17 protein-coding genes and 1 pseudogene are annotated in these 23301 nt (G+C 64.6%); 5 read left to right on the plus strand and 13 right to left on the minus strand.

Annotated features, from left to right (window positions below):
• Nucleotides 1-763: 763 nt before the first annotated feature.
• From ACVWZ4_RS00385 to hpaR, 13 genes and pseudogenes are all read right to left on the minus strand, one after another.
• Complete coding sequence (locus tag ACVWZ4_RS00385; protein ID WP_456739605.1) at nt 764-1252, minus strand: septal ring lytic transglycosylase RlpA family protein; 489 nt, start codon at nt 1250-1252, stop codon at nt 764-766.
• A 335-nt stretch (nt 1253-1587) separates the two neighbouring features.
• Nucleotides 1588-2163, minus strand: coding sequence for an HdeD family acid-resistance protein (locus ACVWZ4_RS00390; RefSeq protein ID WP_456702545.1), 576 nt, complete (start codon nt 2161-2163; stop codon nt 1588-1590).
• A gap of 105 nt (nt 2164-2268) precedes the next feature.
• Entirely contained in the window at nt 2269-3786 is a 1518-nt protein-coding gene (locus ACVWZ4_RS00395; RefSeq protein ID WP_456739606.1) for an FAD-dependent oxidoreductase, read from the minus strand.
• A gap of 79 nt (nt 3787-3865) precedes the next feature.
• Nucleotides 3866-4763 (minus strand): annotated as a pseudogene (locus ACVWZ4_RS00400) (alpha/beta fold hydrolase).
• 39 nt (nt 4764-4802) lie between these two features.
• Nucleotides 4803-5630, minus strand: coding sequence for an HD domain-containing protein (locus ACVWZ4_RS00405; protein WP_456702542.1), 828 nt, complete (start codon nt 5628-5630; stop codon nt 4803-4805).
• 308 nt (nt 5631-5938) lie between these two features.
• Nucleotides 5939-7573: a tetratricopeptide repeat protein gene (locus tag ACVWZ4_RS00410; RefSeq protein WP_456739608.1), complete on the minus strand. Its 1635-nt coding sequence runs from the start codon at nt 7571-7573 to the stop codon at nt 5939-5941.
• Nucleotides 7570-8244, minus strand: a complete 675-nt coding sequence (locus ACVWZ4_RS00415) for a formyltransferase family protein (RefSeq protein WP_456739609.1) — start codon at nt 8242-8244, stop codon at nt 7570-7572. Before ACVWZ4_RS00415 ends, ACVWZ4_RS00410 begins: the two co-directional genes overlap by 4 nt.
• Before the next feature lie 160 nt (nt 8245-8404).
• Nucleotides 8405-9283 (minus strand): transglutaminase family protein, encoded by an 879-nt coding sequence (locus ACVWZ4_RS00420; protein ID WP_456738122.1) that lies wholly within the window; start codon nt 9281-9283, stop codon nt 8405-8407.
• Nucleotides 9280-11802 carry a circularly permuted type 2 ATP-grasp protein gene (locus ACVWZ4_RS00425; protein WP_456739610.1) on the minus strand — a complete coding sequence of 841 codons (2523 nt, stop codon included), beginning with the start codon at nt 11800-11802 and terminating at the stop codon, nt 9280-9282. The genes ACVWZ4_RS00420 and ACVWZ4_RS00425 overlap by 4 nt, the downstream gene beginning before the upstream one ends.
• 27 nt (nt 11803-11829) lie before the next feature.
• Nucleotides 11830-15099 (minus strand): transglutaminase family protein, encoded by a 3270-nt coding sequence (locus ACVWZ4_RS00430; protein WP_456789940.1) that lies wholly within the window; start codon nt 15097-15099, stop codon nt 11830-11832.
• A gap of 168 nt (nt 15100-15267) precedes the next feature.
• The gene (locus tag ACVWZ4_RS00435) at nt 15268-16791 is read right to left on the minus strand and encodes a UxaA family hydrolase (protein WP_456702536.1); all 1524 of its coding nucleotides are present in this window, start codon (nt 16789-16791) and stop codon (nt 15268-15270) included.
• Between the two features lie 94 nt (nt 16792-16885).
• On the minus strand, nt 16886-17662 hold the full coding sequence (locus ACVWZ4_RS00440; RefSeq protein WP_456702535.1) for an HpcH/HpaI aldolase family protein: 777 nt from the start codon (nt 17660-17662) through the stop codon (nt 16886-16888).
• Nucleotides 17663-18002: 340 nt separating this feature from the next.
• Complete coding sequence (gene hpaR / locus ACVWZ4_RS00445) at nt 18003-18518, minus strand: homoprotocatechuate degradation operon regulator HpaR (protein ID WP_456702534.1); 516 nt, start codon at nt 18516-18518, stop codon at nt 18003-18005.
• A 113-nt stretch (nt 18519-18631) separates the two neighbouring features.
• On the opposite strand from hpaR, the gene hpaH reads away from it, so the two are divergent.
• The 5 genes from hpaH to ACVWZ4_RS00470 are packed head-to-tail and all read left to right on the plus strand — an operon-like array spanning nt 18632 to nt 23286.
• Nucleotides 18632-19438, plus strand: a complete 807-nt coding sequence (hpaH, locus tag ACVWZ4_RS00450) for a 2-oxo-hept-4-ene-1,7-dioate hydratase (RefSeq protein ID WP_456739612.1) — start codon at nt 18632-18634, stop codon at nt 19436-19438.
• Between the two features lie 34 nt (nt 19439-19472).
• Nucleotides 19473-19871 carry a 5-carboxymethyl-2-hydroxymuconate isomerase gene (locus tag ACVWZ4_RS00455; protein WP_456702532.1) on the plus strand — a complete coding sequence of 133 codons (399 nt, stop codon included), beginning with the start codon at nt 19473-19475 and terminating at the stop codon, nt 19869-19871.
• Entirely contained in the window at nt 19864-21402 is a 1539-nt protein-coding gene (gene hpaE, locus ACVWZ4_RS00460; RefSeq protein WP_456738119.1) for a 5-carboxymethyl-2-hydroxymuconate semialdehyde dehydrogenase, read from the plus strand. The genes ACVWZ4_RS00455 and hpaE overlap by 8 nt, the downstream gene beginning before the upstream one ends.
• A 27-nt stretch (nt 21403-21429) precedes the next feature.
• Nucleotides 21430-22413 carry a 3,4-dihydroxyphenylacetate 2,3-dioxygenase gene (gene hpaD / locus ACVWZ4_RS00465; RefSeq protein WP_456738118.1) on the plus strand — a complete coding sequence of 328 codons (984 nt, stop codon included), beginning with the start codon at nt 21430-21432 and terminating at the stop codon, nt 22411-22413.
• 3 nt (nt 22414-22416) lie between these two features.
• Nucleotides 22417-23286, plus strand: coding sequence for a fumarylacetoacetate hydrolase family protein (locus tag ACVWZ4_RS00470; RefSeq protein WP_456702529.1), 870 nt, complete (start codon nt 22417-22419; stop codon nt 23284-23286).
• The last annotated feature ends 15 nt before the right edge of the window (nt 23287-23301 follow it).

A 23301-nucleotide genomic window follows, 5' to 3' on the forward strand; every position in this document is an offset into this window, starting at 1 on the left:
AAGCGCCGTTTCATCGCCAAGGCGCAGGGCTTACCGCCTCACACACGGCCTCAAAGCACCGAGGGGGGAGGCCGCCGTCAAAGGCTTCGGCATCGCCACAGAAGTTCGCTGCCTTCAAAGTGATCGTCGAAGCCCTGCCTCGCACCGCGCGAAGAAAACGCGGGTAGCCCGCTCGAGCATGGTCGGCAACGAAAAGCCCCGGCACGAGGGCCGAGGCTTGCGATGCAGTCCGCGTACATCCGGCGAACCAATCGTTGAGCGGAAGACTAGCCGCGAATTTTGAACAGATGATGACGGAGTCCTGGCGCCAGCAAGATGTCGCGATTGGGGCGAGCCCAATCGCGCAATCGCGTCGCAATGGATCAATCGCAAAGCTAACGAAATCAGAGCAGCACGGAGATGACGGCAATCAAGCCGATCGCCGTCAGCCCCCACGCCAGTGAATGCAAAGCCCATGGCCGCATCGTTGCACTCCTTCGCATCTCCTGCCCATGACAGGAAACGCTCCGGCGCGGTGCATTGTTTGAGCCAGATCAATAGCCGAGAATGAGCAGGGATGCAGCGGCTACGGTGAAAGCACCGGCCGCGACGAGAACGACGCGTATGATCAACTCGCTGCCCATGCCCGAAGTTAACTTATGATAGGCAGCGAGTCTGTGCAGTTTGTGCCAGAATGGTCATTGAACCATTTGTGCGGCGCGGCGGGTTCGTCCGCGTCAGGACCAGGGCGAACCCATCGGCCTATTTCGGCAGGCGCGAACGTTCAGCCAACCGGCCCAGGAGTCCACTCGTCGCCGGACAGCGGTGTGACCGCGACGTCGGGAATGACCCCACGCTCCATGCTCGGATCGAAATGGCGCATCGTCCGCTCGTTCAGATCGATGATGCGGCCGGGCTTGAGCGGCCCCACATCGTTGATCTTGACGATGACCTTCTTGCCGACGGCCTCGACGAGCGCAAATTTCGGTCGCGCGCCGAATTGGACGCCGCCAAATTTCCGGCGCAAGCTCGTCTTGATCGCGGCGGTCCACACCGAGGGATCGTAGCGTTCGCCCGAGGCGGTTCTCGGACCACCCTCCTCCTTGCCGGGCTTGAATGGATTATAGGTGGATGCTGCGCCAACGATCACCTTTCCGCAGGCTGCATCGACGACGGCGCTTGAATGAACCCCACTTGCTTCACTACGGGTAACGGAACTGACAAGCACGACCAGGGCGCCGCAAACTGCGGCGCTCGAGCGGAACACCATCATATCTCCTTTGATTTTTCGTCCGGTTCCCGATGCCGCAGAACATGGCCAAGCGAACGCATCAGCGTTTTCGACTTGCGCCAGTCTCTTGCGGATTTCGCGCCAACCCCTGGCGGCGGAACCGTTGCGAGAACCTGAGCGGTCCCCGCATTCTGTTTTCGTTGTCGCCGTCTAAAACAGGGATTGCGTCAGCAACATGACCTCGGAGGTCGTGGGTTCTCGATCCCCGGAGTCTTACGCGCATTCAGCGGGGAGATTGATTGCGCAACGTCCGTGAAATCAGCGATGGCGCGGAACTCCGGAACATTTGCATCGGCTTGTTTTGGGTTGCTGGCGGGTTAGCCGCGGCGCTTCAACGCGAAGCCGAGACTGATCCAGCCCGCGCCCGCCATGATCAGATCGATGCCGAGGAACAGGCCGAGGATGTAGACGCTGTTGACCGGCCAGCGCGCCACGATCAACAGACCGAGCAGCAGCGTGATGGCGCCCGACAGGGCCACCCACACCCACGGGCTCTCGCGCTTCATGCTGAAGGCGAGAAACAGCCTGATCGCGCCGGATGCGATCAGCGATGCGCCCAGGAACAGCGTCAGCAAAACTGCCGCGAGCAGCGGGTTGTCGAAAGTGAGAATGCCGGCGACGACATAGAGCACGCCGAGCAATACCCAGATCAGGAACTTGCCCCAGCTCTTCATCTGGAAGGCGCCGATGATCTCGGCGGCACCCGCGACAATCATCATCGCGCCGACCACGATGACGCTTGCCACCGTCGCCATCACCACGCTGCCGAGCGCGACGAAGCCGGCGATGAGGTAGACGACGCCAAGCGCAACGATCCAGCCCCATTTGGCATGCAGTGCTGCAATGCCGGAGCCGAGGCCTGAAGGATGAGACGTATCGGACGCACTTGTCATGGCGGCTACTCCTGCATGCGAAGCCCCAGAGCGCATCTCAGAATAGCACAGCGCCGGGACCACGGCCAGCAGAGCAGCCCTGCCGACCGTCACGCTTGACGCAGATCAAGCGCCCGACCGCTCCATGTCGAGCTCGGCCTTGAGGTTGTCGAGATCGCGATAGATCGAGGCGACCGCCAGCACACGGCCGTCCTTGCGGTATTTCAGCAGGCAATCCCGGTCCTTGATGCTGCCCTCGATCGCGATGTCGTCAAAGCTCTCGGCATGGCCGACATAGTTGATCGGCACGTCGTAATGCTGGCTCCAGAAGAACGGCACCGCGTCGAAGCGCTCGCGCTTGCCCATCATGTTGCGCGCCGCGGTCTGGCCCTGCCGCTCGGCGACGACCCAGTGCTCGACCCGGATGGTCTGCCGCGAATGCGGATCGGGCCAGCGTGCGATGTCGCCCGCCGCAAAGATTCCGGCGACGCTGGTTTCGAGAAATTCGCTGACGCTGACGCCGCGGTCAGCCGCAAGGCCTGCCTGCTCGGCCAGCGCGAGGCGCGGCTTGACGCCGATGCCGACCACGACAAGATCGGCATCGATCACGCCGCCGCTCTTCAGCGTGGCGATGGTGCCGTCGAGTTTTTCCACGGTGTCCTTTAGGTGGAAAATCACGCCGTTCTCCTCGTGCAGCCCGCGCACGAAGTCGCCCATGTCAGGACCGAGCACTTTCTGCATCGGCCGCTCTTCCGGCGCCACCACATGCACCTCGATCTTGCGCGCCCGCAGCGACGCAGCGACCTCGAGGCCAATAAAACTCGCGCCGATCACCAGCACGCGCGTGGCGCTGCTCGCGGCCTTGATGATGGCGCGGCTGTCGGCGACGGAACGCAAGGTATGTACATGCGGCTGGTCTGCGCCGGGGATCCGGAGCTTCACCGGTTCTGCGCCGGTTGCGAGCAGCAGCCGATCGAACGGCAGCTTGTCGCCGTTGCCGAGCCTCACGCTGCGCGTTTTCGGATCGATCGCCGAGACTTCCGTGTTCAGCCTGAGATCGATGCCTGCGTCTTGATAATATTCCTCCCCACGCAGCGGCAGCCAATCCTCCGGCGCGTTGCCGGCGAGATAGTCCTTGGAAAGGTTGGGTCTGTCGACCGGCATCGCACCATCATTGCTGAGCATGGTGATGCCGCCGGCAAATCCCTCGCGACGAAGCGTTTCGGCTGCAGCGAAACCGGCGGCGCCGCCGCCGACGATGATGAATTTGTCCGGTGTCGGCGTGCCGCAATGAACGGTCGACGTCCCCGCACGCTTGCGCTGGACGATGATCCTGTCGTGATCGCGCGTGACGTCCCATACTGCCAACGCGTTCAGCGCCGGCGGACGCGTGGCCTCGCCCGACCGCAAGGAGAAGCAGGCGTGATGCCAGGGACAGCGGATGGTGTCGCCGACCACAAGCCCTTCGGCGAGCGGTCCATGGTAATGGCTGCAGGACGGCTCGATCGCGAAGATCTCGCTGCCGGCTTGGACCAGGAGGACGTCTTCCTCACCGACATGGCCAAGCAATTTGCCGTCCTTGAAATCGGAAAGCCCAACGCCCTTGGTCAGGTCCGGCCCGCTTGGCTTCTGGTCCTCGGTCATGGTCATCTCCCCGGCAGCGCAACACGCAGCTCAGGATTTGGACGGCGCCCGCGACGAAAAGTTCCCGCAATTGCGAAAATCAGGATCTGGCGGTGGCTTTCCGGACATCCAGCACGGCCTGCGCCCATTCGGCCGGCCGCTCCTGCGGCAGATTGTGACCGGCGCCTGCGAAGACCCGCCGCTCGAAGACGCCTTCAAACTTGCGCGCGTGATGCGCAGTTCCGGGATTGACGCCGTCGCTGTCGCCGTCGATCGCGATCGTGGGAACGCGGACCGGCGGCTGCGCAGCGAGCTTCGCCTCGATCGCCCCATAGGCGGGATCGCCTTCGACCAGCGCATAGCGGTGGCGATAGGAGTGAATCACGACGTCGACGAAATCCGGATTGTCGAACGACACCGCGCTCTTCTCGAATGTGGCGTCGTCGAATTGCCACGTCGGCGAACCACATCGCCCAGAGCTGGCGGGCGAAACCGCGGCGATTTTGCTGCAGCGCGCGGCGGCCGCGCTCATTGTGGAACAGATATTGGTACCACAGCGCCGCCTCCTCCGTCGGCGAGGCCGGCTCCATCGAACGGGCAATGTTTTGGATGTTGTAGGAATTGCCGGTAACGAGCCCGACGACGCGCTCGGGATGCAGCACCGAGATCACGCAGGCCGCGCGCCCGCCCCAGTCGTAACCGCCGACAACTGCACGATCGATGCGAAGCGCATCCATGAAGGCCAGGAGATCGGCGCCAAGCGCCGCCTGCTCACCTGAGCGCGGCGTCTCCGCGAAGCGAAAGCGCGTCGGGCCGTAGCCGCGCAGCCACGGCACCAGCACCCGCGCGCCGGCTTGCGCGATCAGCGGCGCCGTCTCGGCATAGGCGTTCACGTCATAGGGAAAGCCGTGCCCCATGATGCAGGGCCAGCCATCCGGTGCGCCGTAATCGAGATAGGCGATATCGAGGATGTCCGTGGTGATGGATTTCTGCTGCATGGCGGATACCTCCCGCTCATGCGGGCCACAAGAGCGCCGCTATTTCTGCGGACCGGACAAAGTGATGTGGCGCTCGGCGCGGAAGACGTTGCTGTAGAGATTGGCGATCCACTGCCGGCCGATCTCGGTCTTGTTGAGATAGCCGATCTCGGTCTGGATGTGCGGTGCGACGCTGTTCCAGTAGAATTGCGGATAGCGGTTCACGATGTCCGCGGGCGAGTCATAGCCGAGTTGGCGGTTCATGCCGACCTCCTCGAACTCGTAATAGAGTGCGTTGGCCTTGCGCAGATAGTTGGGATCGCCGAGCTGCCCGATGAAGTCGGCGGCGCGCAGGATCGAGGCCTCGTCGTCGTATTCCTGGCCCTGGCGCGCCGGGAAGCGCGTCCCTTCGATGGCGCGGGCGACGCGCTCGGAGTCGATGCCGCCGATCGGCGGCAGCCGGCGCCGCACAAAGAGCTTCGAGCGATCGACGTGATACATCATCAGGCTCGCATCCGAGGCCCCCCGCGGCAGCGACACCTTGGTCCCGGCCTCATCGATGATGAAGCCGTCTTCGTCATCCTCAGGAAACAAACCGCGGACGTAGCCGATATCGTGAGCAAGGCAGGCGATGAGGATATGGAGGTAATCCTCCGCCGCAAGGTGGGCATGGAGATTGCGTCCGGTCAGAATGGCCTGAGCGGCCAGCGTCACCAGCATGGTGTGTTCGATGTTGTGGTACAGCGCGTCGCTGTTGCCGATACATTCCATCGCGGTTCGCGTCGACCCTTCCAGCACCCTGGCGGAGGATTCGTCGTACCTGCGACGCATGAACGAACCCAGCATCTTCTCCAGGGTCTCAGCCGCCAGTCTCGGTAACGTCATCATGGATGCAGCCCCGTCTGTCGGTGGTGTCCCACGCCAACTCCCGACCTCTCGTCCAATTGTCGCCTTCGACGCAGGCCGAGCATAGCCCAATCTGGGGCGGCTGACCAAATGCCCGAGCAAAAATACGCAAATATGATCCTGCCCGCCGCGCAGCATCACGGTTGCGGACACAGTCCGACGCACCCCACGGCCATGCCATGCGAGGACCTCCCCGGTCCGGCCATTGGCCGGCCGTTCACCTTGCGAGAAGAGCCGGGACTCTGCCGCGGCCGGACCAGGACGCCGCCACCGCGCAGCGGGCCACAGCGTCAATTCCCTCGCGCCAAGCGCGCGAGCATCCCGTCGAAAGCGAGCTTGATCCTGTGGATGTACCGGTCCTTGTAAGGAAATTCCGGATTCTGGTCGTGCACGAGCATGGAGGCGTTGACCTCGAACACGACGAGATGGTCGTTCGTGTCGAGCCCGCAATCGATGCCGAAATAATCGAGGCCGATGCAATCGCGAATGACTCGCAACGCCTGATAATGGGACGGGCCGAAGATCTGCTCGGGCGCGCGAAGAAATTGCTCCTCCTCGTCCTGCATCCAGGTGTGATGGCCCATCTCGGTCGCATCCCGATGAAGCTTCCAGTGGTCTCCAACGGCGAGATGATAGGGCAGGATCTCATTGCCGACGAACAAGAACCTGTACTTGCGGAAGAAGCCGTCGGCGGAGCGATAGTCGATATAGTCGATCACGTAGCGATCATGGTCGGCATGAGCCGCGAGAAACGCGGTCAGCACCGCGGCGTCATCGAGCTTCTCGAAAACGTCGCCGCCATGCATGCCGGCCTGACGCGCCAGCACCGGGAAGACGAGCTCGAGCCCGCCCGCAAGCTCCTTGCCGGCCGTGACGCGGATGGTGCGTGGCACGCGGCAGCCTGCGACGTCTGCGAGTGCCAGCGCCGTGGCATCGCGCGTGGTATTCTGGATTTTTGCGGGATCGTTGACGACGGGTTTTCCGAGGCTTCGCGCGATCGTGATGGCGAGAGGAAGCAGTTCAGCGCCCTGATCGGCGTCGGAGAGGAGATTGATGACGACATCAGCCTCGCGCGCCAACAGCGCGATATCCGGCTGGCTAGCTGATAACAGCGACAGGATATTGGTCTGGTAGGCGCAGTCCTTGAAGAGAAATTCGACCGGCGTGTTGCCGACGAAGGGCGCAAACAAGGCCAGCGCCCGAAACGCCGGCGGCGATTGAGTTGCTTGCCGGCGCAGGATCGGATGCACGTGTGCGGCGTGGGCGTAAGCGGCCCGTGCCGCCTCCAACTCGCCGCGCGCCTGACGGATCGCTCCGACCCAGTAGAAATTCTGGGCCTGTTCGGGCGCGAGCGCGACCGCTCGCTCGAACTGTGCCACCGCCTCGCCGGTCTCGCCGAGCTCGAAGCAGAGCTTGCCGAGCTGGCTGCGCAGATCGGCATCCTCGGGCGTCTCCTCGAGCAATTCGAGCAGAAGCGTTTTCGCGATTCCGAACTGCCGCGTCGTCACCAGTGCCTGGACCAGATTCGTGCGCGAAGGGCGATGGCCTGGATTGCGCCGCAGCGCTTCCAGGTAAAGCGAGATCGCGTCCTGCGTCCGGCCGCCGCGCTGGTGTACGATGCCGAGGTTGCACCAGCAGGCAACGAGATGCGGCGCGATGCGCAAGGCCGCCTTGTAGTTCTCGGCGGCGGAGCCGATATCGTCGCAGAGCATGAAGGCATTGGCGAGTGCTGCATGCAACTCGGCGACGCCGTCGACCGCGACGCCGATCGACACCGTCGCCGCCAGCGCGAGCCCGGCCTGAAACGCAGCAATCGCGGGCTTGATCTCGCCGCGCCGGTAGTGCTCGCGCCCGGCGCGCAGCAGCTCGGCCATGCCCGGCGAGCCGGTGGGCGGCAGCTCATGAGCCATCGACACCGACGTCATGCGCTCTCCGAAGATGACGCCGTGAAGATGACACCGTGCAGATTGATCGCCGGCGCGATCCCGTAATGATTGCCGCCGAAGGCGCGCATGCGGTGCTGCAATTCGTCCCGGGAAATATCCAGCGGGATGTCGCAGGCGTCCTTGTATCTGCGGCGGGTGTTGGTGCGGCCGCTCCACGGCAGCGCACAGCGCGGCGTCAGTGCGGTCTCGCGCGCCAGCGGCTCGGCCCATATTTCGAACAGTTGCAGCAGGTGCGCATAAGCGAGCTCGCCGAGCCCCATGAGGGTGCTGGCCGGCGGAATCGGAAACGACACGACGTCGAGGATCGTACCGGAATCGACCCGCTCCGCCATGGCGTGAAAGGTCACGCCGAAGCTGTCTGCGCGGTCATAGAGCGCGAAATGGGCCGGGGCCCAGCCCGGATAGCTCGGCGGCCCCGGATGAAAATTGAAGGCGCCATGGCCGAAGCGCGCGAGCAGGTCCGATGGCACGATGACGCCGGAAGCAAAGGCGACCAATCGGGCATCGCGAAGGGCCGCGGCGTCGATCTTGCGAAGCTCCGCGATGCTCGAGGCCGGCCAGATCGTCAGGTTCGGCCTGAAGCTGCGCAAGATCCGCGACAGTGCCACCTGCTCGGCGGCGTCCGTCAGCAATGCAAGTCCCTCGACCATGGGTTCGGCTTCAGCATCGTTGAAAGTGAGCCAATATGTCGCGGGGCAGCGTTAATAGCGTGTTAATGAACCTGCGTTCGGCACATCCAGGAAACACGGAGAAACAAATTTCCCTCAGCTGTACGCATTCGTTCACAAAACGGGAGCGGTGAAACCACGTTCACTCCACCAGCAACACGTCCACGGCGACGCCGAGCTTCTGTTTGGGCGAGCCGACGATGATGCCGTCGACCGGCGACACATCGGAGAAGTCCCGGCCGACCGCCAGCGTGATGTGGTCATTGGCGACCAGGAGATCGTTGGTCGGATCGAAATCGATCCAGCCGAGATCGGCGCCGCACCACAGCGACACCCAGGCATGGGTCGCGTCGGCGCCCTGCAAACGCGGCTGGCCCGGCGGCGGAATGGTGCGCAGATAGCCGCTGACATAGGCCGCCGGCAGGCCGAGCCCGCGAAGTCCTGCGATCATGACGTGCGCAAAATCCTGGCAGACGCCGTGACGCTTGTCGAACACTTCGTGGAGCGGCGTCGAGATCACCGTGGCCTTGGGGTCGTAGCGAAACTCCGTGCGGATCCGATGCATGAGATTGACGGCGCCGACGAGGATGCCGACACCGGGCGCAAAGCTCTCGGCGGCATAGGCACTGACGGGACGCAGCACCGGCACCAGCGGGCTCGCAAAGACATAGCCGACCGGCGAGGCCGGCCCGAGGCTGGTCGCCTCAAACGCGACGTCCCGGATGCTCTCCCAGGACGGGCTGACGGCATCGCGCGCCGGCGGCTTGCGCGCAACGCAGACACGAGAACGTGAATCGATGCGCAAATTGCGATGCGCAGCCTCGATCACCACGCTCTCCGTCAGCGAGCCGAAGAAGTCGCGGCGGACATGGCGCTCGGACGGACGCGGACGGATCTCGAGCTTGTACGAGATCAAGTCCTGACCGTGACCGCTCTTCGGCTCGAGCCGCAGCGTGCAGCGCGCGAAGCTGACCGGGCTCTCATACTCGTAAGTGGTGACATGCCTGATGTCGTAGATCACGCCAGCCCCGTCAGCTTTTCCGGCCGGCTCGCATTAGGGCCGTGCGGGAAATAATGCAGCCCGATCGCCTCGGCGAGGCTGAGTAGATCCTGCTCCAGCGCGAACAGCGTCTTGGCCTCGAGCTTCTCGGCCTCGGCAGTGGCCAGCATCGCCTGCACCGCCACCGCGAGCCGCTGCGGCTTTTCGATCAGACCGTGCTCCTTCAGGCTCGGCAATGCCGCGATGTGCTCGTTCAGGGTCGCGACCTGGAATGCGACCGAGCGCGGATTGTAGCTGTCGAGCACCGCGAGGTCGCGAACCGGCGCCAGGATGGGCGCCAGCAAATAGCGCGAGCGATAGGTGATCTGGGAATCCACCAGTGTCAGCAGGATGTCGAGATCCTCGTCGCAGGCCTCGTCATAAGCAAACTGCCGGGCAAAACGCGTGGTGTTGATGGCGCGCTCGGTGCGGCGGCCGATATCGAGGAAGCGCCAACCGGCGGCGCGGTTCATGTTCTCCTGTGCGAGGCCCGCGAAGCTCGCAAGCTCCTGCAAGGTCAACTCGGCCGCGCTCAGCACGCTGTCGTCGTCCTCGACCTCGTAGGCAAGGCGCTCGGCCATCTCGGTGATGACCTGCCAGGCATCGGGCGACAGCCGCTCGCGCAAGGAGGTCGCCGTGCGCAATGCCGCGCGTACCAGCGACAGTGCCGAGCCGAACCGCGCCTCGCTCTGCAACGCTTCGGCGACGATCCGCCCCGGTGCGGCGCGCGAGGTCTGCGAGATCGCGCCCCAGGTCACCAGCAGGCGCTGGATGCGCTCGGCCGATTGCAGCGAGGCGGAGGTGCCCTTGTTGGGGCCGCTCGGCGAGCCCAGGGCGCGCACGAGACGCAAGGTTGCCTCCGCACGCTCGAGATAGCGGCCGAGCCAGAACAGATTGTCGGCGGCCCGGCTCGGCAACACGCCGGCGATCCGGCGGATGCGCACCTTGTCGGTCGCCGGCAGCAGGGACGCGGTCGCCACCTTCTTGTCCGAGACCACCCAGACGTCGGCAGCGCGCGCGCCGTCGCCCATCGACACCGCACGTGCATCCGGCCGCTCGGCGATCCGGCAGAAACCGCCGGGCATGATCGCCCAGCCGTCGGGCGTCGCGGCGGCAAACACGCGCAGCACGAAGGGGCGTGGCGTGAGCTGACCCTGCTCCCAGATCGGCATGGTGGAGAGCCGCACCACCTCCTGGCCGACATAATCCATACCGCGCGCGCTGATGGCATCGATCAGGCGCCGGTGTCCGGCCGCGTCGAGCTCGCTCGCCAGCACCGGGCCGCTCGTATCGAAGCCGGGCACGCCGCGCCGATAAGCGCCTTCGATCGCGACCTCGTCGAGCCGGGACAACACCTCGTCGCGCGCCGATTTCTGGCCGCACCACCAGGTCGCGATGTGCGGCATCTTCAGCTCTTCGCCGAGCAGGCGACGGCTGAGCGCCGGCAGGAAGCCGAGCAGCGCCCTCGCCTCCAGGACGCCCGAGCCCGGCATGTTGGCGACGACGACGCCGTCCTTGCGCAGCACGTCGATCAGGCCGGGCACGCCGAGATGCGAGGAGGCATCGAGCTCGAGCGGATCGAGCGAATTGGAGTCGACGCGGCGAAGGAGGACGTCGAGCCGCTTCAACCCTGCGACGGTACGGATGTGGATGCGATTGTCGCTCACGGCGAGATCGTCACCCTCGACCAGCAGGAAGCCGAGATAGCGCGCCAACGTCGCGTGCTCGAAATAGGTCTCGCTGAAACTGCCGGGCGTGAGCACGCCGATGCGCGGCTCGTCGCGATCCGCGCGCGCGCGAAGTGAATCGCGAAACGCCTCGAAGAACGGCGCGACGCGCGGCACGTTCATCGACTGGTAGAGATCGGAGAAGGCGCGCGAGAGAACCAGGCGGTTCTCCAGCGCGTAGCCCGCGCCTGACGGCGCCTGCGTGCGATCGCCGAGCACCCACCAGCGGCCATCAGGGCCGCGGCCGACATCGGCGGCATAGAGCGAGAGATAACGCCCGCCGGGCGGCGGCACGCCGCAGACGGGCCGGAGGAATTCGGGGCTGCCGGCGATCGCGCCCGCGGGCAGCGCGCCTTCCGCCACCAGCCGCCCCTCTCCATAGATGTCGCGCAGCACGAGCTCCAAGAGCTCGGCCCGCTGGGTGATGCCGGCAGAGAGCTGCGTCCAGTCGGCTTCGTCAATCAGCAGGGGCAGATGGCTGATCGCCCAGGGCCGGTCGGCGCTGTCGCCTGGCGCGCGGTAGGTGACGCCCGCCTCCCGCAGGTGACGATCGGCCATGCCGAAGCGCCGCTCGACCTCGTCGGGCGCGAGCGTGCCGAAAGCATCGAAGAACCGGCTCCAGACCGCGCGCGGGGCGCCGTCAGGCCCGAGAAATTCGTCGGGAATGCCGGGCAGGCGGCTGTAATCGCGGACCCACTGCGCAAGGCGGCGCTGGCCTTCACGCTGTCCTTGTGCCTGACCCGCCTTGTCCTGTTCGGCCGCGCCCTCGCCCATGCGCCTCTCCCTGCCCCACCCCCATACTCATTGCAGGAGCGGTGTCCGCAAGTCGAGGGTCAGCGGAAATTCATTTGTGCGTTCCTCGGGCGGCGGCTGCATCGGGCCGGGCGTATGGCCGTGGTCCTGGAAGCGCGCCAGCCGCCGCGCCTCGGCCTCGTACGTGTTGACGGGCTTGGTGTCGTAGTTGCGACCGCCGGGATGGGCAACGTGGTAGACGCAGCCGCCGAGCGAGCGGCCGTTCCAGGTGTCGATCAGGTCGAACGTCAGGGGCGCGTGGACCGGGATGGTCGGATGCAGGCCGGAGGCCGGCTGCCAGGCCTTGAAGCGGACGCCCGCCACGGCTTCGCCTGAGCGGCCGGTCGAGGTCATCGGCAGGCGGCGGCCGTTGCAGGCCACGACGTGGCGGCCCTCCACAAAACCCTCCGCCTTGACCTGAAGCCGCTCGACCGAGCTATCGACGTAGCGCACGGTGCCGCCGGCCGCCCCTTCCTCGCCGAGCACATGCCAGGGCTCCAGGGCCTGGCGCAATTCCAGCGTCACGCCACCATGGTGGATGCGGCCAAAGGCGGGAAAGCGAAATTCGAGCTGGGCCAGATACCATTCCGGCTCGAACGGATAACCTGATGTCTTGAGTTCGGAGAGCACGTTCTGGAAATCTTCCCAGATGAAATGTGGCAACATGAAGCGATCATGCAGCGCGGTGCCCCAGCGCACGAACTTGCCTTGTTGCGGCTCGCGCCAGAATTTTGCGATCAGCGCGCGGATCAAGAGTTGCTGCGCCAGTGACATGCGCGGGTCCGGCGGCATTTCGAGCGCGCGGAATTCGACGAGGCCGAGCCGCCCGGTGGGACCGTCAGGCGAATAGAGCTTGTCGATGCAGATCTCGGCGCGATGGGTGTTACCGGTGATGTCGACGAGCAGATGCCGGAACAGCCGGTCCACCAGCCATAGCGGCGCCTGATGGCCCGGCGGCGGCACATGCGAGAGCGCGATCTCGAGCTCGTAGATGCTGTCATGGCGAGCTTCGTCGATGCGCGGCGCCTGGCTGGTCGGGCCGATGAAGAGGCCGGAGAAGAAATAGGACAGCGACGGATGCCGCTGCCAGTACAGCACGAGGCTCTTCAGCAGATCGGGGCGGCGCAGGAACGGCGAATCCTGCGGGCTCGAGCCGCCGATCACGACGTGATTGCCGCCGCCGGTGCCGGTATGGCGGCCGTCGACGAGGAAGCGATTGGCGCCGAGACGCACCTTGCCGGCGTCCTCGTAGAGGCCGGAGGTGATCTCGACCGCCTCGCGCCAGCACTGCGCCGGCTGGATGTTGACCTCGATGACACCAGGGTCGGGCGTCACCTTGATCACCTCGATGCGCGGATCGAATGGCGGGGCATAGCCTTCGACATGGACCTGGAGCCGCATCTCCTCGGCGGTGGCCTCGACCGCCGCGACCAGTTCGAGATAATCCTCGATGCGCTCGACCGGTGGCATGAACGCGCAGATCACGCCGTCGCGAACCTCGATGGACAGCGCGGTCCGGACGGGAATCGACGTGTTGAGCTGCTCGGGCGCGACCCGCGGCGGCGCTTTCGGGCGCTCGGGGAGCGTGAACACCGGAAGCTTGCCGCGCGCCTCCATCGGGTCCTGCTCGACGACATAGGGATATTGATTGGGCGGCACGTAGCCGAGCGAGCCGATCGGCAGGCGCAGACCGAGCGGGGAATCGCCCGGCGACAGGAACAGGTGACCGCGCCGGAGTTGCCAGCGCTCGCTGCGCCAGCGCGGCGGCGCATTCCAGCGCTGCACGGGCAGCACGAAGCCGCGTGGCGCGCGGAGGCCCTGATTGAACACCCGCGCCATGCGCGCACGCGCTTCGGGATCGGACAATTGCGAGTTGGAGGGATCGACGTTGAGCGGAAGCTCGGCTTCCTTCTGAAGCCAGTAGACCGTGTCCTCGTAGGCTGGGATGATGTAGCCGGGATCGAGCCCCAGACGCGCGGCCATACCTTCCATGAAATCCTCGGCGTCCTCGGTCTGGGCCCGCCTGGGATTTTCGATCTTCGCGATCAGGTCGGCATTCTTCCAGATCGGCGCGCCGTCCTTGCGCCAGTAGAGGCCGAAGGCCCAGCGCGGCAGGCTCTCGCCCGGATACCACTTGCCCTGCCCGTAATGCAGCAGACCGCCCGGCGCAAAGCGCGTGCGCAGGCGGCGGATCAGTTCGTCGCCAAGGGCGCGCTTGGTCGGGCCCACAGCTTCCGTGTTCCATTCCGCCGCTTCGAGATCATCCACGGACACGAAAGTCGGCTCGCCGCCCATGGTGAGCCGCACGTCTTGCGCCGCGAGATCGCCATCGACCTGCTCGCCGAGATCGTTGAGTCGCGCCCACGACTCGTCGGAGAACGGTTTTGTGATGCGCGGCGCCTCGCGGATACGTCGCACGCTCATGTCGAAGGCGAACTCGACTTCGGCAAAACTGGCAGCGCCGGAGATTGGCGCGGCAGAGCGATAATGCGGCGTGGCGGCAACGGGGATGTGCCCCTCGCCTGCCAACATGCCTGATGTCGCATCGAAGCCGATCCAGCCCGCGCCCGGCAGGTAAACCTCGGCCCAGGCGTGCAGATCGGTGAAGTCGTTCTCGACCTCGGGCGGTCCCTCGATCGGGTCGATGTCGGGGCGGATCTGGACCAGATAGCCGGAGACGAAACGGGCGGCGAGACCGAGATGACGGAAGGTCTGGATCAACAGCCAGGCGGAGTCGCGGCATGATCCGGCGCAGGAGGTCAGCGTCTCCTCCGGCGTCTGCACGCCAGGCTCCATGCGGATGATGTAGTTGATCTTCTTCTGCAGTTCGCGATTGAGCTCGACCAGGAAGTTGACCGTGTTCGGCGCCTCGCGCGGAATCGAGGCCAGATATTTGGCGAACGCTGGATCGGGCTTGATGGTCTCGAGATACGGCGCCAGCTCGCTCTTGAGATCCCGGGGATATTCGAACGGAAAGCTGTCGGCGTAGGGCTCGACGAAGAAATCGAACGGATTGACCGTCGTCATCTGCGCCGTGAAGTCGACCTCGAATTTCAGCTCGGTGGTCTTTTCCGGGAAGACGTAGCGGGCGAGCCAGTTACCTTGCGGATCCTGCTGCCAGTTCACGAAATGATTTGATGGCGTGACCTTGAGCGAATAGCTCAGGATTGGCGTCCGCGTGTGCGGCGCCGGCCGCAGGCGTATGGTTTGCGGTCCCAGATCGATCGGGCGGTCGTATTTGTAGTGCGTGACGTGATGCAGTGCGACGTAGATCGACACGGGGTGCGGTGCTCCAGCAGCTTTTTTGAGCAGAACACCTGATGTGACCTCGATCAAGCACTAACAACGGGCAGTGCGTGCCTACGGCACGGGCGAGTGGTGAGTAGCGCACGGCGAATTGCCGAAGACTTGCTCTATTCGCTACTCCCTGTTGGCCATTCGCCCCTCTCACATGGTCGCCCCTAACACCCAGGGCGCGAACTCGGCGCCGCCGAAATCGAAGCTTTCGCTCTTGGTCCGCTGTCCCGAGGCGGTCTTCAGGATGAGATCGAAGATGCGCTGGCCGCACTCCTGGACGGTCTCCTCGCCCTCGAGGATGGTGCCGCAATTGACGTCCATGTCCTCTTCCATGCGCTTGTACATGGGCGTGTTGGTGGCAAGCTTGATCGAGGGCGCCGGCTTGCAGCCGAACACGCTGCCGCGGCCGGTGGTGAAGCAGACGAGATTGGCGCCGCCGGCGACCTGGCCGGTTGCGGCGACCGGATCGTAGCCGGGCGTGTCCATGAACACGAAGCCGCGCTTCGTCACCGGCTCGGCGTAGCGCAGCACGTCGACGAGATTGGTGGTGCCCGCCTTCGCCATCGCGCCGAGCGACTTCTCCAGGATGGTGGTGAGACCGCCGGCCTTGTTGCCGGGGCTCGGATTGGCGTTCATCTCGGCGCCTTCGCGCTCAGTGTATTCGTCCCACCAGCGCATCAGATCGACGAGCTTCTCGCCGACCTCGCGGCTGACCGCGCGGCGCGTCAAGAGATGCTCGGCGCCGTAGGTCTCCGGCGTTTCCGACAGAATGACGGTACCGCCGTGACGCACGATGAGATCGCTCGCCGCACCCAGCGCCGGATTGGCCGACACGCCGGAATAACCGTCCGAACCGCCGCATTGCAGCGCCACGGTGAGCTCGCTCACCGGCACGGGCTCGCGCTTCACCTTATTGGAGTCGGCGAGCGCCTCGCGCACGAAGGCGATGCCGGCTTCCACCGTCTTGCGGGTGCCGCCGACCTCCTGGATGTCCATCGCGCGCAGGCGGCCGGCGAGCTTCTGCTCTTCCATCAGCCCGCCGATCTGGTTCACCTCGCAACCGAGGCCGAGCACGATGACGTGGGAGAAATTGACGTGCCGCGCATAGCCGCCGAGCGTGCGGCGGAGCAGCGCGAGCGGCTCGTTCTGCGTCATGCCGCAGCCGGTCTTGTGGGTCAGCGCGACCACGCCGTCGACGTTGGGGAATTCGGCCAGCGGATTGTCGCCGGTGAAGGGATTCTTCTTGAAGACGTCGGCGACGAGGCCCGCGACGTGCGCGCTGCAATTCACGGAGGTGAGGATGCCGATGTAATTGCGCGTGGCGACGCGGCCGTCAGGACGGCGGATGCCCTCGAAGGTCGCCGGCAGGTCGAAGTTCGGCGTCGGCTTGACGTCGGCGCAATAGGCATAGTCCTTGGCGAAATCGCCCATGCCGATGTTCTGCACATGCACGTGCTGGCCCGGCGCGATGGGCGCGGTCGCAAAGCCGATGATCTGGCCGTAGCGGATGACAGGCTCGCCGACGGCGAACGGCTTGATCGCAACCTTGTGGCCGGAGGGAATGCGCTCGACAGTGGTCACGCCGTCGGCGACGACCGTCCCCGGCGGCAGGCTCGCGCGCGCAATCAGCACGCCATCATCGGGATGGAGGCGGATGACGGGGCTGATGGTCATGGGAGTCTCCTTGGGCGAATAGTGAGTGGCGAGTTCCGAATGGAAAAGGGGAGTAGCGCTATTCGCTACTCCCCATTCGCCATTCGCAAGTTTCCTAGGCCTTGCCGGCCGAATCCTTGCGGGTCGCGTTGACCTGCATCTTGGCGTAGGTGGTCATCAGGCCAACCTCGTTCGAGAGCGTCACCAGCTTGAAACCCATGTTGATGGCTCGCGCAGCACCTTCGGCGCCGCTGCAATGGATGCCCGCATTGAGGCCGCGCTTGCCGCACTCCCTAATGATCTTCTCGTAGATCGCGAGGATCTCGGGCTCGGTGCGATCGAGCTTCGGCTCGAGGCCGTAGGAGAAACCGAGATCGGACGGCCCGATATAGACGCCGTCGATGCCCTCGACGTCGAAGATCGCTTCCATGTTCTCGACAGCCGTCTTCGTCTCCATCATCGGCAGCAGGATGGTGTCGGCGTTCGCGGTCTTCTGATAAGAGCCTGCGGTGCCGTACATGCCGGCGCGGATCGGGCCGTTTGAGCGGACGCCCTGCGGCGGATATTTGGAATAGGAAACGAGGTTCCTGGCTTCCTGCGCCGTGTTGACCATCGGGCAGATCACGCCATAGGCGCCGCCGTCGAGAACCTTGCCGATGATGCCGGGCTCGTTCCAGGGCACGCGGACCATCGGGGTCACGGGATGCTTGTCCATGGCCTGGAAGCACTGCACCATCGACAGATAATCCTGCACGCCATGCTGCATGTCGACCGTGACGCTGTCGAAGCCGCATTGCGCGATCATCTCAGCCGAGAAGCCGGAGGGTATAGCCAGCCACGCATTGACGACGGCCTTGCCCGACTTCCAGATTTCCTTGACCTTATTCGCCACGTTGCCTTCCTTCTTCGTTCGTTTGGGACCGTGTTCTTGGACGGTGTTATTGGACCTTCGTCCCGCACTGGGCGCCGCCACAGCACGATCTCGCTGTTACCGCGAACCGGGCCGCCGCGCTACGCTCGCAATGACGCAAGACCTATGCGGTCGCGCTTTAGCTGACGGCCCCGCGAGGTGCGGTCACTATCGCCGCCCCGGTGCCGTCCGGCAAGAGAATGCTGCCCTGGTGCGGTCTATCGGGGTTTTTTCCACTCGGGATTGCGGGGAATCAGCGCCTTTGACCGAAAAACACCGGCGATGTCCTTGGCTGGCGTCGCCCGGCCGCGCGTATGCGCTTTCACTCCTCGGCACCAGTCCCGTCGCCGCCTAGTCCCGCCAGACTTTCTTCGAGCTCTCCAAGCATCTCCTGCAACTCGGCGAGCTTGCGCGCGCCAAAACGCTGCGTGATTTCGGCATAGATCGCCTCGGAGGACGGCGCGACCGACGCCATCAGCTTGACGCCTTCCCTGGAGATCGAGACCATGCTGCGGCGCTGATCCGTCTTTGCCGTCCTGCGCTCGATCAGATTGCGCGCCTCGAGATCGCGCAGGATCCGCGACAGGCTCGGCCCGAGGAGAAACGCGGTACGCGCAAGTTCCGTCACCTCGGCGGCCTCGATGGCGGCAAGCGCGCGCAGGATGCGCCACTGCTGCTCGGTCAGACCGTGCTCGCGCAGATTGGGACGAAATTGCCGCATCACCGCTTCGCGTGCCCTGAGCAAGGACATCGGCAGCGAGCGCGAGAAATCGCGCATCGGCACTTGTCGCGCCGCAGATGCGTCGCCGTTGGCGGGGTCAGCGGGTCTTTTCACCATGACGCCCTTTCAGACCGCGAAACGTTTGCAGTGCAGCAAAGTTCGAATTGTGTTTGACCCATTCACTTAACATGTTAAGCATCTCCCGGCACCGCGACATAGGTCGATCATCAATGGCGCTTTCCAAAGACGATATCCAGGCTTCCGCGAACCGTCTGCACCAGGCGGAAAAGACCCGCGTGCAGATCCGGCAGCTCTCGCAGGACTTCCCTGACATTACCATCGCCGATGCCTACGCGATTCAGAAGGCGTGGGTCGATATCAAGGTTGCCGAGGGACGCCGCGTCAAAGGCCACAAGATCGGCCTGACCTCGAAGGCGATGCAGAGCGCGCTTGACATCAACGAGCCTGACTCCGGCGTGCTGCTCGACGACATGTTCTTCGCCGATGGCGGCCTCGTCCCGAGCGAGCGCTTCATCGCCACCCGCGTCGAGGCTGAGCTTGCCTTCGTCATGAGCAAGCGGCTCGAAGGACCCGATTGCACCATGTTCGATGTGCTCAACGCCACCGACTTCGTGGTGCCGGCGCTCGAGATCCTGGACACGCGCATCGAGCGCGTCGACCCCGACACCAAAGCCACGCGCAAGATCCATGATACCATCGCAGACAATGCCGCGAATGCCGGCATCGTGCTCGGCGGCCGGCCGATCGGGCCGCTGCAGGCGGATCTGCGCTGGATCGGTGCGCTCTGCTTCAAGAACGGTCAGCTGGAAGAGACCGGCCTTGCGGCCGGCGTGCTCAACCATCCCGCCACATCGGTGGCCTGGCTCGCGAACAAGATCGCGCCGCTCGGGCTTGCGCTGGAGCCCGGCCAGATCGTGCTCGCCGGCTCCTTCATCCGTCCGATCGAGACCCGCAGGGGCGACACAATTCAAGCCGATTATGGCGCCTACGGCTCGGTCAGCTGCTACTTCGCTTAGAAAGCAATAAGACGACACGGGGAATGAAACCGCCATGCCGCATTTCACGATCGAATATTCGGCCAATCTCGACAGCCGCCTCGACATCGGCGCCGTCTGCGAAGTCGTGCGCAAGGCCGCGGTCGAGACGGGCATCTTCCCGCTCGGCGGCATCCGCGTCCGCGCCATCAAATGCGAGCATTATGCGATCGCCGACGCCGGGCAGGACTACGGTTTCCTGGACATGGTGCTGCGCATCGGCGAGGGGCGCGATCTTCCGACCCGCCAGAAAGCGGGGGAGCACGTCTTCCAGGCGCTCTCGAAGCATCTTGATCCTGTCTTCACCGCCGGCAAGTTCGCCCTGTCGTTCGACATGCAGATCAACGACAAGGACACCAGCTGGAAGCGCAACAACATCCACGACGCCCTGAAAGTGGAGACAGCCCATGGATAAGCCAACACCCAAAGCCGACATGTTCCAGGCCAATCGCGACCGCGCAGCGCCGCTGCTGAAGAAGCTGCAGGCGGACGGGATCGATCACATGATCGACGGCAAGATCGTCCCTTCGATCTCGGGCGAGAGGTTCGAGACGAAATCGCCGGTGGATGGTGCAACGCTCGCGAGCGTCGCCCGGGGCAACGCCGAGGATATCGATCGCGCGGCCACCGCCGCCGCGCTCGCGTTCAAATCCTGGCGGGACATGGGCCCCGCGATGCGGAAGAAGCTGCTGCATCGCGTCGCGGACGCGATCGAGGACAACGCCGAAGACATCGCCGTGCTCGAATGCATCGACACCGGGCAGGCCTATCGCTTCATGGCCAAGGCCGCGATTCGGGCGGCCGAGAATTTCCGCTTCTTCGCCGACAAATGCGCCGAGGCGCGCGATGGCCTCAGTACGCCGAGCGACGAGCATTGGAACATCTCGACGCGCGTCCCGATCGGCCCGGTCGGCGTGATCACGCCCTGGAACACGCCGTTCATGCTCTCAACCTGGAAGATCGCTCCCGCGCTCGCAGCCGGCTGCACGGTGGTGCACAAGCCGGCCGAATGGTCGCCCGTGACGGCCGCTGTTCTGGCAAAGCTCGCCAAGGACGCCGGCGTGCCCGACGGTGTGCTCAACACCGTGCACGGCTTCGGCGAAGAAGCCGGCAAGGCGCTGACCGAACATCCCGCCATCAAGGCGATCGGCTTCGTCGGCGAGAGCGCGACGGGCTCCGCCATCATGGTCCAGGGCGCGCCGACCCTGAAACGCGTTCATTTCGAGCTCGGCGGCAAGAACCCGGTGATCGTGTTCGACGATGCCGATCTCGACCGCGCGCTCGATGCCGTCGTGTTCATGATCTACTCGCTCAATGGCGAGCGCTGCACCTCCTCGAGCCGGCTGCTGGTCCAGCAGACCATCGCCGAAAAATTCGTGGCGAAGCTGACGGCGCGCGTAAAGGCGCTGAAGGTCGGCCATCCCCTGGATCCCGCGACCGAGATCGGACCCTTGATCCACGAGAGGCATCTGGCAAAGGTCTGCTCCTACTTCGACGTCGCGCGCCAGGATGGCGCCACCATCGCGGTCGGCGGCAAGGCCTATGACGGCCCGGGCGGCGGCCACTATGTCGAGCCGACGCTGGTCACAGGTGCGCACGGCAAGATGCGCGTGGCACAGGAGGAGGTGTTCGGCCCCTTCCTGACCGTGCTGCCCTTCAAGGACGAAGCAGAAGCGATCGAGATCGCCAACGACATTCGTTATGGTCTCACCGGCTATGTCTGGACCGACAATGTCGGCCGCGCGCTGCGCGTCGCCGACGCGCTGGAGGCCGGCATGATCTGGCTGAACTCGGAAAACGTCCGCCATCTGCCGACGCCGTTCGGCGGCATGAAGGCCTCGGGCATCGGCCGCGACGGCGGCGACTACTCGTTCGACTTCTACATGGAGACCAAGCATGTCTCGCTGGCGCGGGGCACGCACAAGATCCAGAAACTGGGACTCTGACGCTCGTCGTTCCGAGGGGAAACGCAAATGCCCGTACCGCAACATATCTTCGAGCCGCCGTTCAACATCATCCGCTCCAGCCACGTCGTGCTCGGCGTCACCGACCTGAAGTTGAGCCGCGCGTTCTACGAGACGGTCGTCGGCCTGCATGTCGAGGATTCCGACGATGACGTCGTTTACCTGCGCGCGGCCGAAGAGCATCAGCACCACTCGCTGGTGCTGCGCAAGGCGGCGGTGCCGGCCTGTAACCGGCTCGGCTTCAAGGTCGGCAATGACGGCGATCTCGACAAGGCGGCAAAGTTTCTCTCCGAGAACGGTCTTGGCTACGCTTTCGTCGATCAGCCGTTCCAGGGCCGCACGCTGCAATTCACCGACCCCTTCGGCTTCGAGATCGAGCTCTATGCGGCGATGGAGCGCCGACCGCATCTGCTGCGCCGCTTCGATCTCTACCGGGGATGCCACCCGCAGCGGCTCGATCATTTCAACGTGTTTGCGGCCGAGGTGCAGGACACCGTCGAGTTCTACGCGCGGCTCGGCTTCCGCCTCACCGAATACGCCGAAGAGGACGGACCGAATGGCCGCATCGCGGCGGCCTGGATGCATCGCAAGGGCAATGTCCACGATTTTGCGATCACCAACGGCAAGGGCCCGCGGCTGCATCATTTCGCCTACTGGACGCCGACAGCGATGAACATCATTCATCTCTGCGACGTCATGGCCTCCGCAGGTTTCGTCAAGAACATCGAGCGCGGCCCCGGCCGTCACGGCATCTCGAACGCATTCTTCCTTTACGTCCGCGATCCTGATGGACATCGGCTGGAGCTCTACACCAGCGATTACTTTACCGGAGATCACGACCACGAACCGCTGCGCTGGTCGCTGCGCGATCCGCGCCGCCAGACGCTGTGGGGCGCGCCGGCGCCGCGCTCCTGGTTCGAGCAGGGCTCGCCGTTCCCGGGCCAGGCCGTGCGCGAGCCGAAATTCGTGGCCGACGTGCTGGTGGCGGATTGAGCCATGAAACTCCCTCGCCTCGCCACCTACTCGGTCAAGGGTGAAACCCGTTACGGCGCCGTCTTGGAGGGCGGCATTGTCGATCTCTCGGCGCGCTATGCGAAAGACTATCCGACGCTGCGCGAGATCATCGCGGCCGGCAAGCTGGTGAGCCTTGCCGAGGAAGCCGCCGGCCGCACGCCGGTTCACGCGCTCAGCGAGATCACCTGGCTGCCGCCGGTGCCCGCACCGGAAAAGATCATCTGCATCGGCGTCAACTATCCTGACCGCAATGCCGAGTACAAGGACGGCCAGGACGCGCCGAAATATCCGAGCATGTTCATGCGGGGGCCACGCTCCTTCGTCGGCCACGACACGCCACTGGTGCGTCCGCACGCTTCGGCGCAGCTCGACTACGAGGGCGAGATCGTGCTGGTGATCGGCAAGGAGGGCCGGCACATCAAGGAAAGCGCCGCGCTCGATCACATCGCCGCACTGACGCTCTGCAACGAAGGCTCGGTGCGCGACTGGCTGCGCCACGCCAAATTCAACGTCACGCAGGGCAAGAATTTCGATTCCAGCGGCAGCCTCGGGCCATGGCTGGTGCCTTACACCAGGGAAGCCCAGCTTGCCGATATCCGCCTGACCACGCATGTCAACGGCGAACTGAGGCAGGACGACCGCACCAGCCGGCTGATGTTTCCGTTCCGCTATCTCATCAGCTATATCTCGACCTTCGCGACGCTCGTGCCCGGCGACATCATCGTCACGGGCACGCCGACCGGCGCCGGTGCGCGGTTCGATCCGCCGCGCTATCTGAAGCCCGGAGATGTGATCGAGGTCGCAGCGGAAGGCATCGGCATCTTGCGCAACGGTGTCGTCGACGAAGCCTGAACAAGATTGGAATGA

The organism is Bradyrhizobium sp. USDA 4472 (assembly GCF_054058595.1).

What these genes read in the sequence shown, in the direction of transcription:
- ACVWZ4_RS00410 (WP_456739608.1), bottom strand. Translation starts at nt 7,573, where the DNA reads ATGACGTCGGTGTCGATGGCTCATGAGCTGCCGCCCACCGGCTCGCCG.
- ACVWZ4_RS00405 (WP_456702542.1), bottom strand. Translation starts at nt 5,630, where the DNA reads ATGATGACGTTACCGAGACTGGCGGCTGAGACCCTGGAGAAGATGCTG.
- ACVWZ4_RS00425 (WP_456739610.1), bottom strand. Translation starts at nt 11,802, where the DNA reads ATGGGCGAGGGCGCGGCCGAACAGGACAAGGCGGGTCAGGCACAAGGA.
- ACVWZ4_RS00435 (WP_456702536.1), bottom strand. Translation starts at nt 16,791, where the DNA reads ATGACCATCAGCCCCGTCATCCGCCTCCATCCCGATGATGGCGTGCTG.
- ACVWZ4_RS00385 (WP_456739605.1), bottom strand. Translation starts at nt 1,252, where the DNA reads ATGATGGTGTTCCGCTCGAGCGCCGCAGTTTGCGGCGCCCTGGTCGTG.
- hpaR (WP_456702534.1), bottom strand. Translation starts at nt 18,518, where the DNA reads ATGGTGAAAAGACCCGCTGACCCCGCCAACGGCGACGCATCTGCGGCG.
- ACVWZ4_RS00415 (WP_456739609.1), bottom strand. Translation starts at nt 8,244, where the DNA reads ATGGTCGAGGGACTTGCATTGCTGACGGACGCCGCCGAGCAGGTGGCA.
- ACVWZ4_RS00470 (WP_456702529.1), top strand. Translation starts at nt 22,417, where the DNA reads ATGAAACTCCCTCGCCTCGCCACCTACTCGGTCAAGGGTGAAACCCGT.
- ACVWZ4_RS00395 (WP_456739606.1), bottom strand. Translation starts at nt 3,786, where the DNA reads ATGACCGAGGACCAGAAGCCAAGCGGGCCGGACCTGACCAAGGGCGTT.
- hpaH (WP_456739612.1), top strand. Translation starts at nt 18,632, where the DNA reads ATGGCGCTTTCCAAAGACGATATCCAGGCTTCCGCGAACCGTCTGCAC.
- ACVWZ4_RS00455 (WP_456702532.1), top strand. Translation starts at nt 19,473, where the DNA reads ATGCCGCATTTCACGATCGAATATTCGGCCAATCTCGACAGCCGCCTC.
- ACVWZ4_RS00390 (WP_456702545.1), bottom strand. Translation starts at nt 2,163, where the DNA reads ATGACAAGTGCGTCCGATACGTCTCATCCTTCAGGCCTCGGCTCCGGC.
- hpaE (WP_456738119.1), top strand. Translation starts at nt 19,864, where the DNA reads ATGGATAAGCCAACACCCAAAGCCGACATGTTCCAGGCCAATCGCGAC.
- hpaD (WP_456738118.1), top strand. Translation starts at nt 21,430, where the DNA reads ATGCCCGTACCGCAACATATCTTCGAGCCGCCGTTCAACATCATCCGC.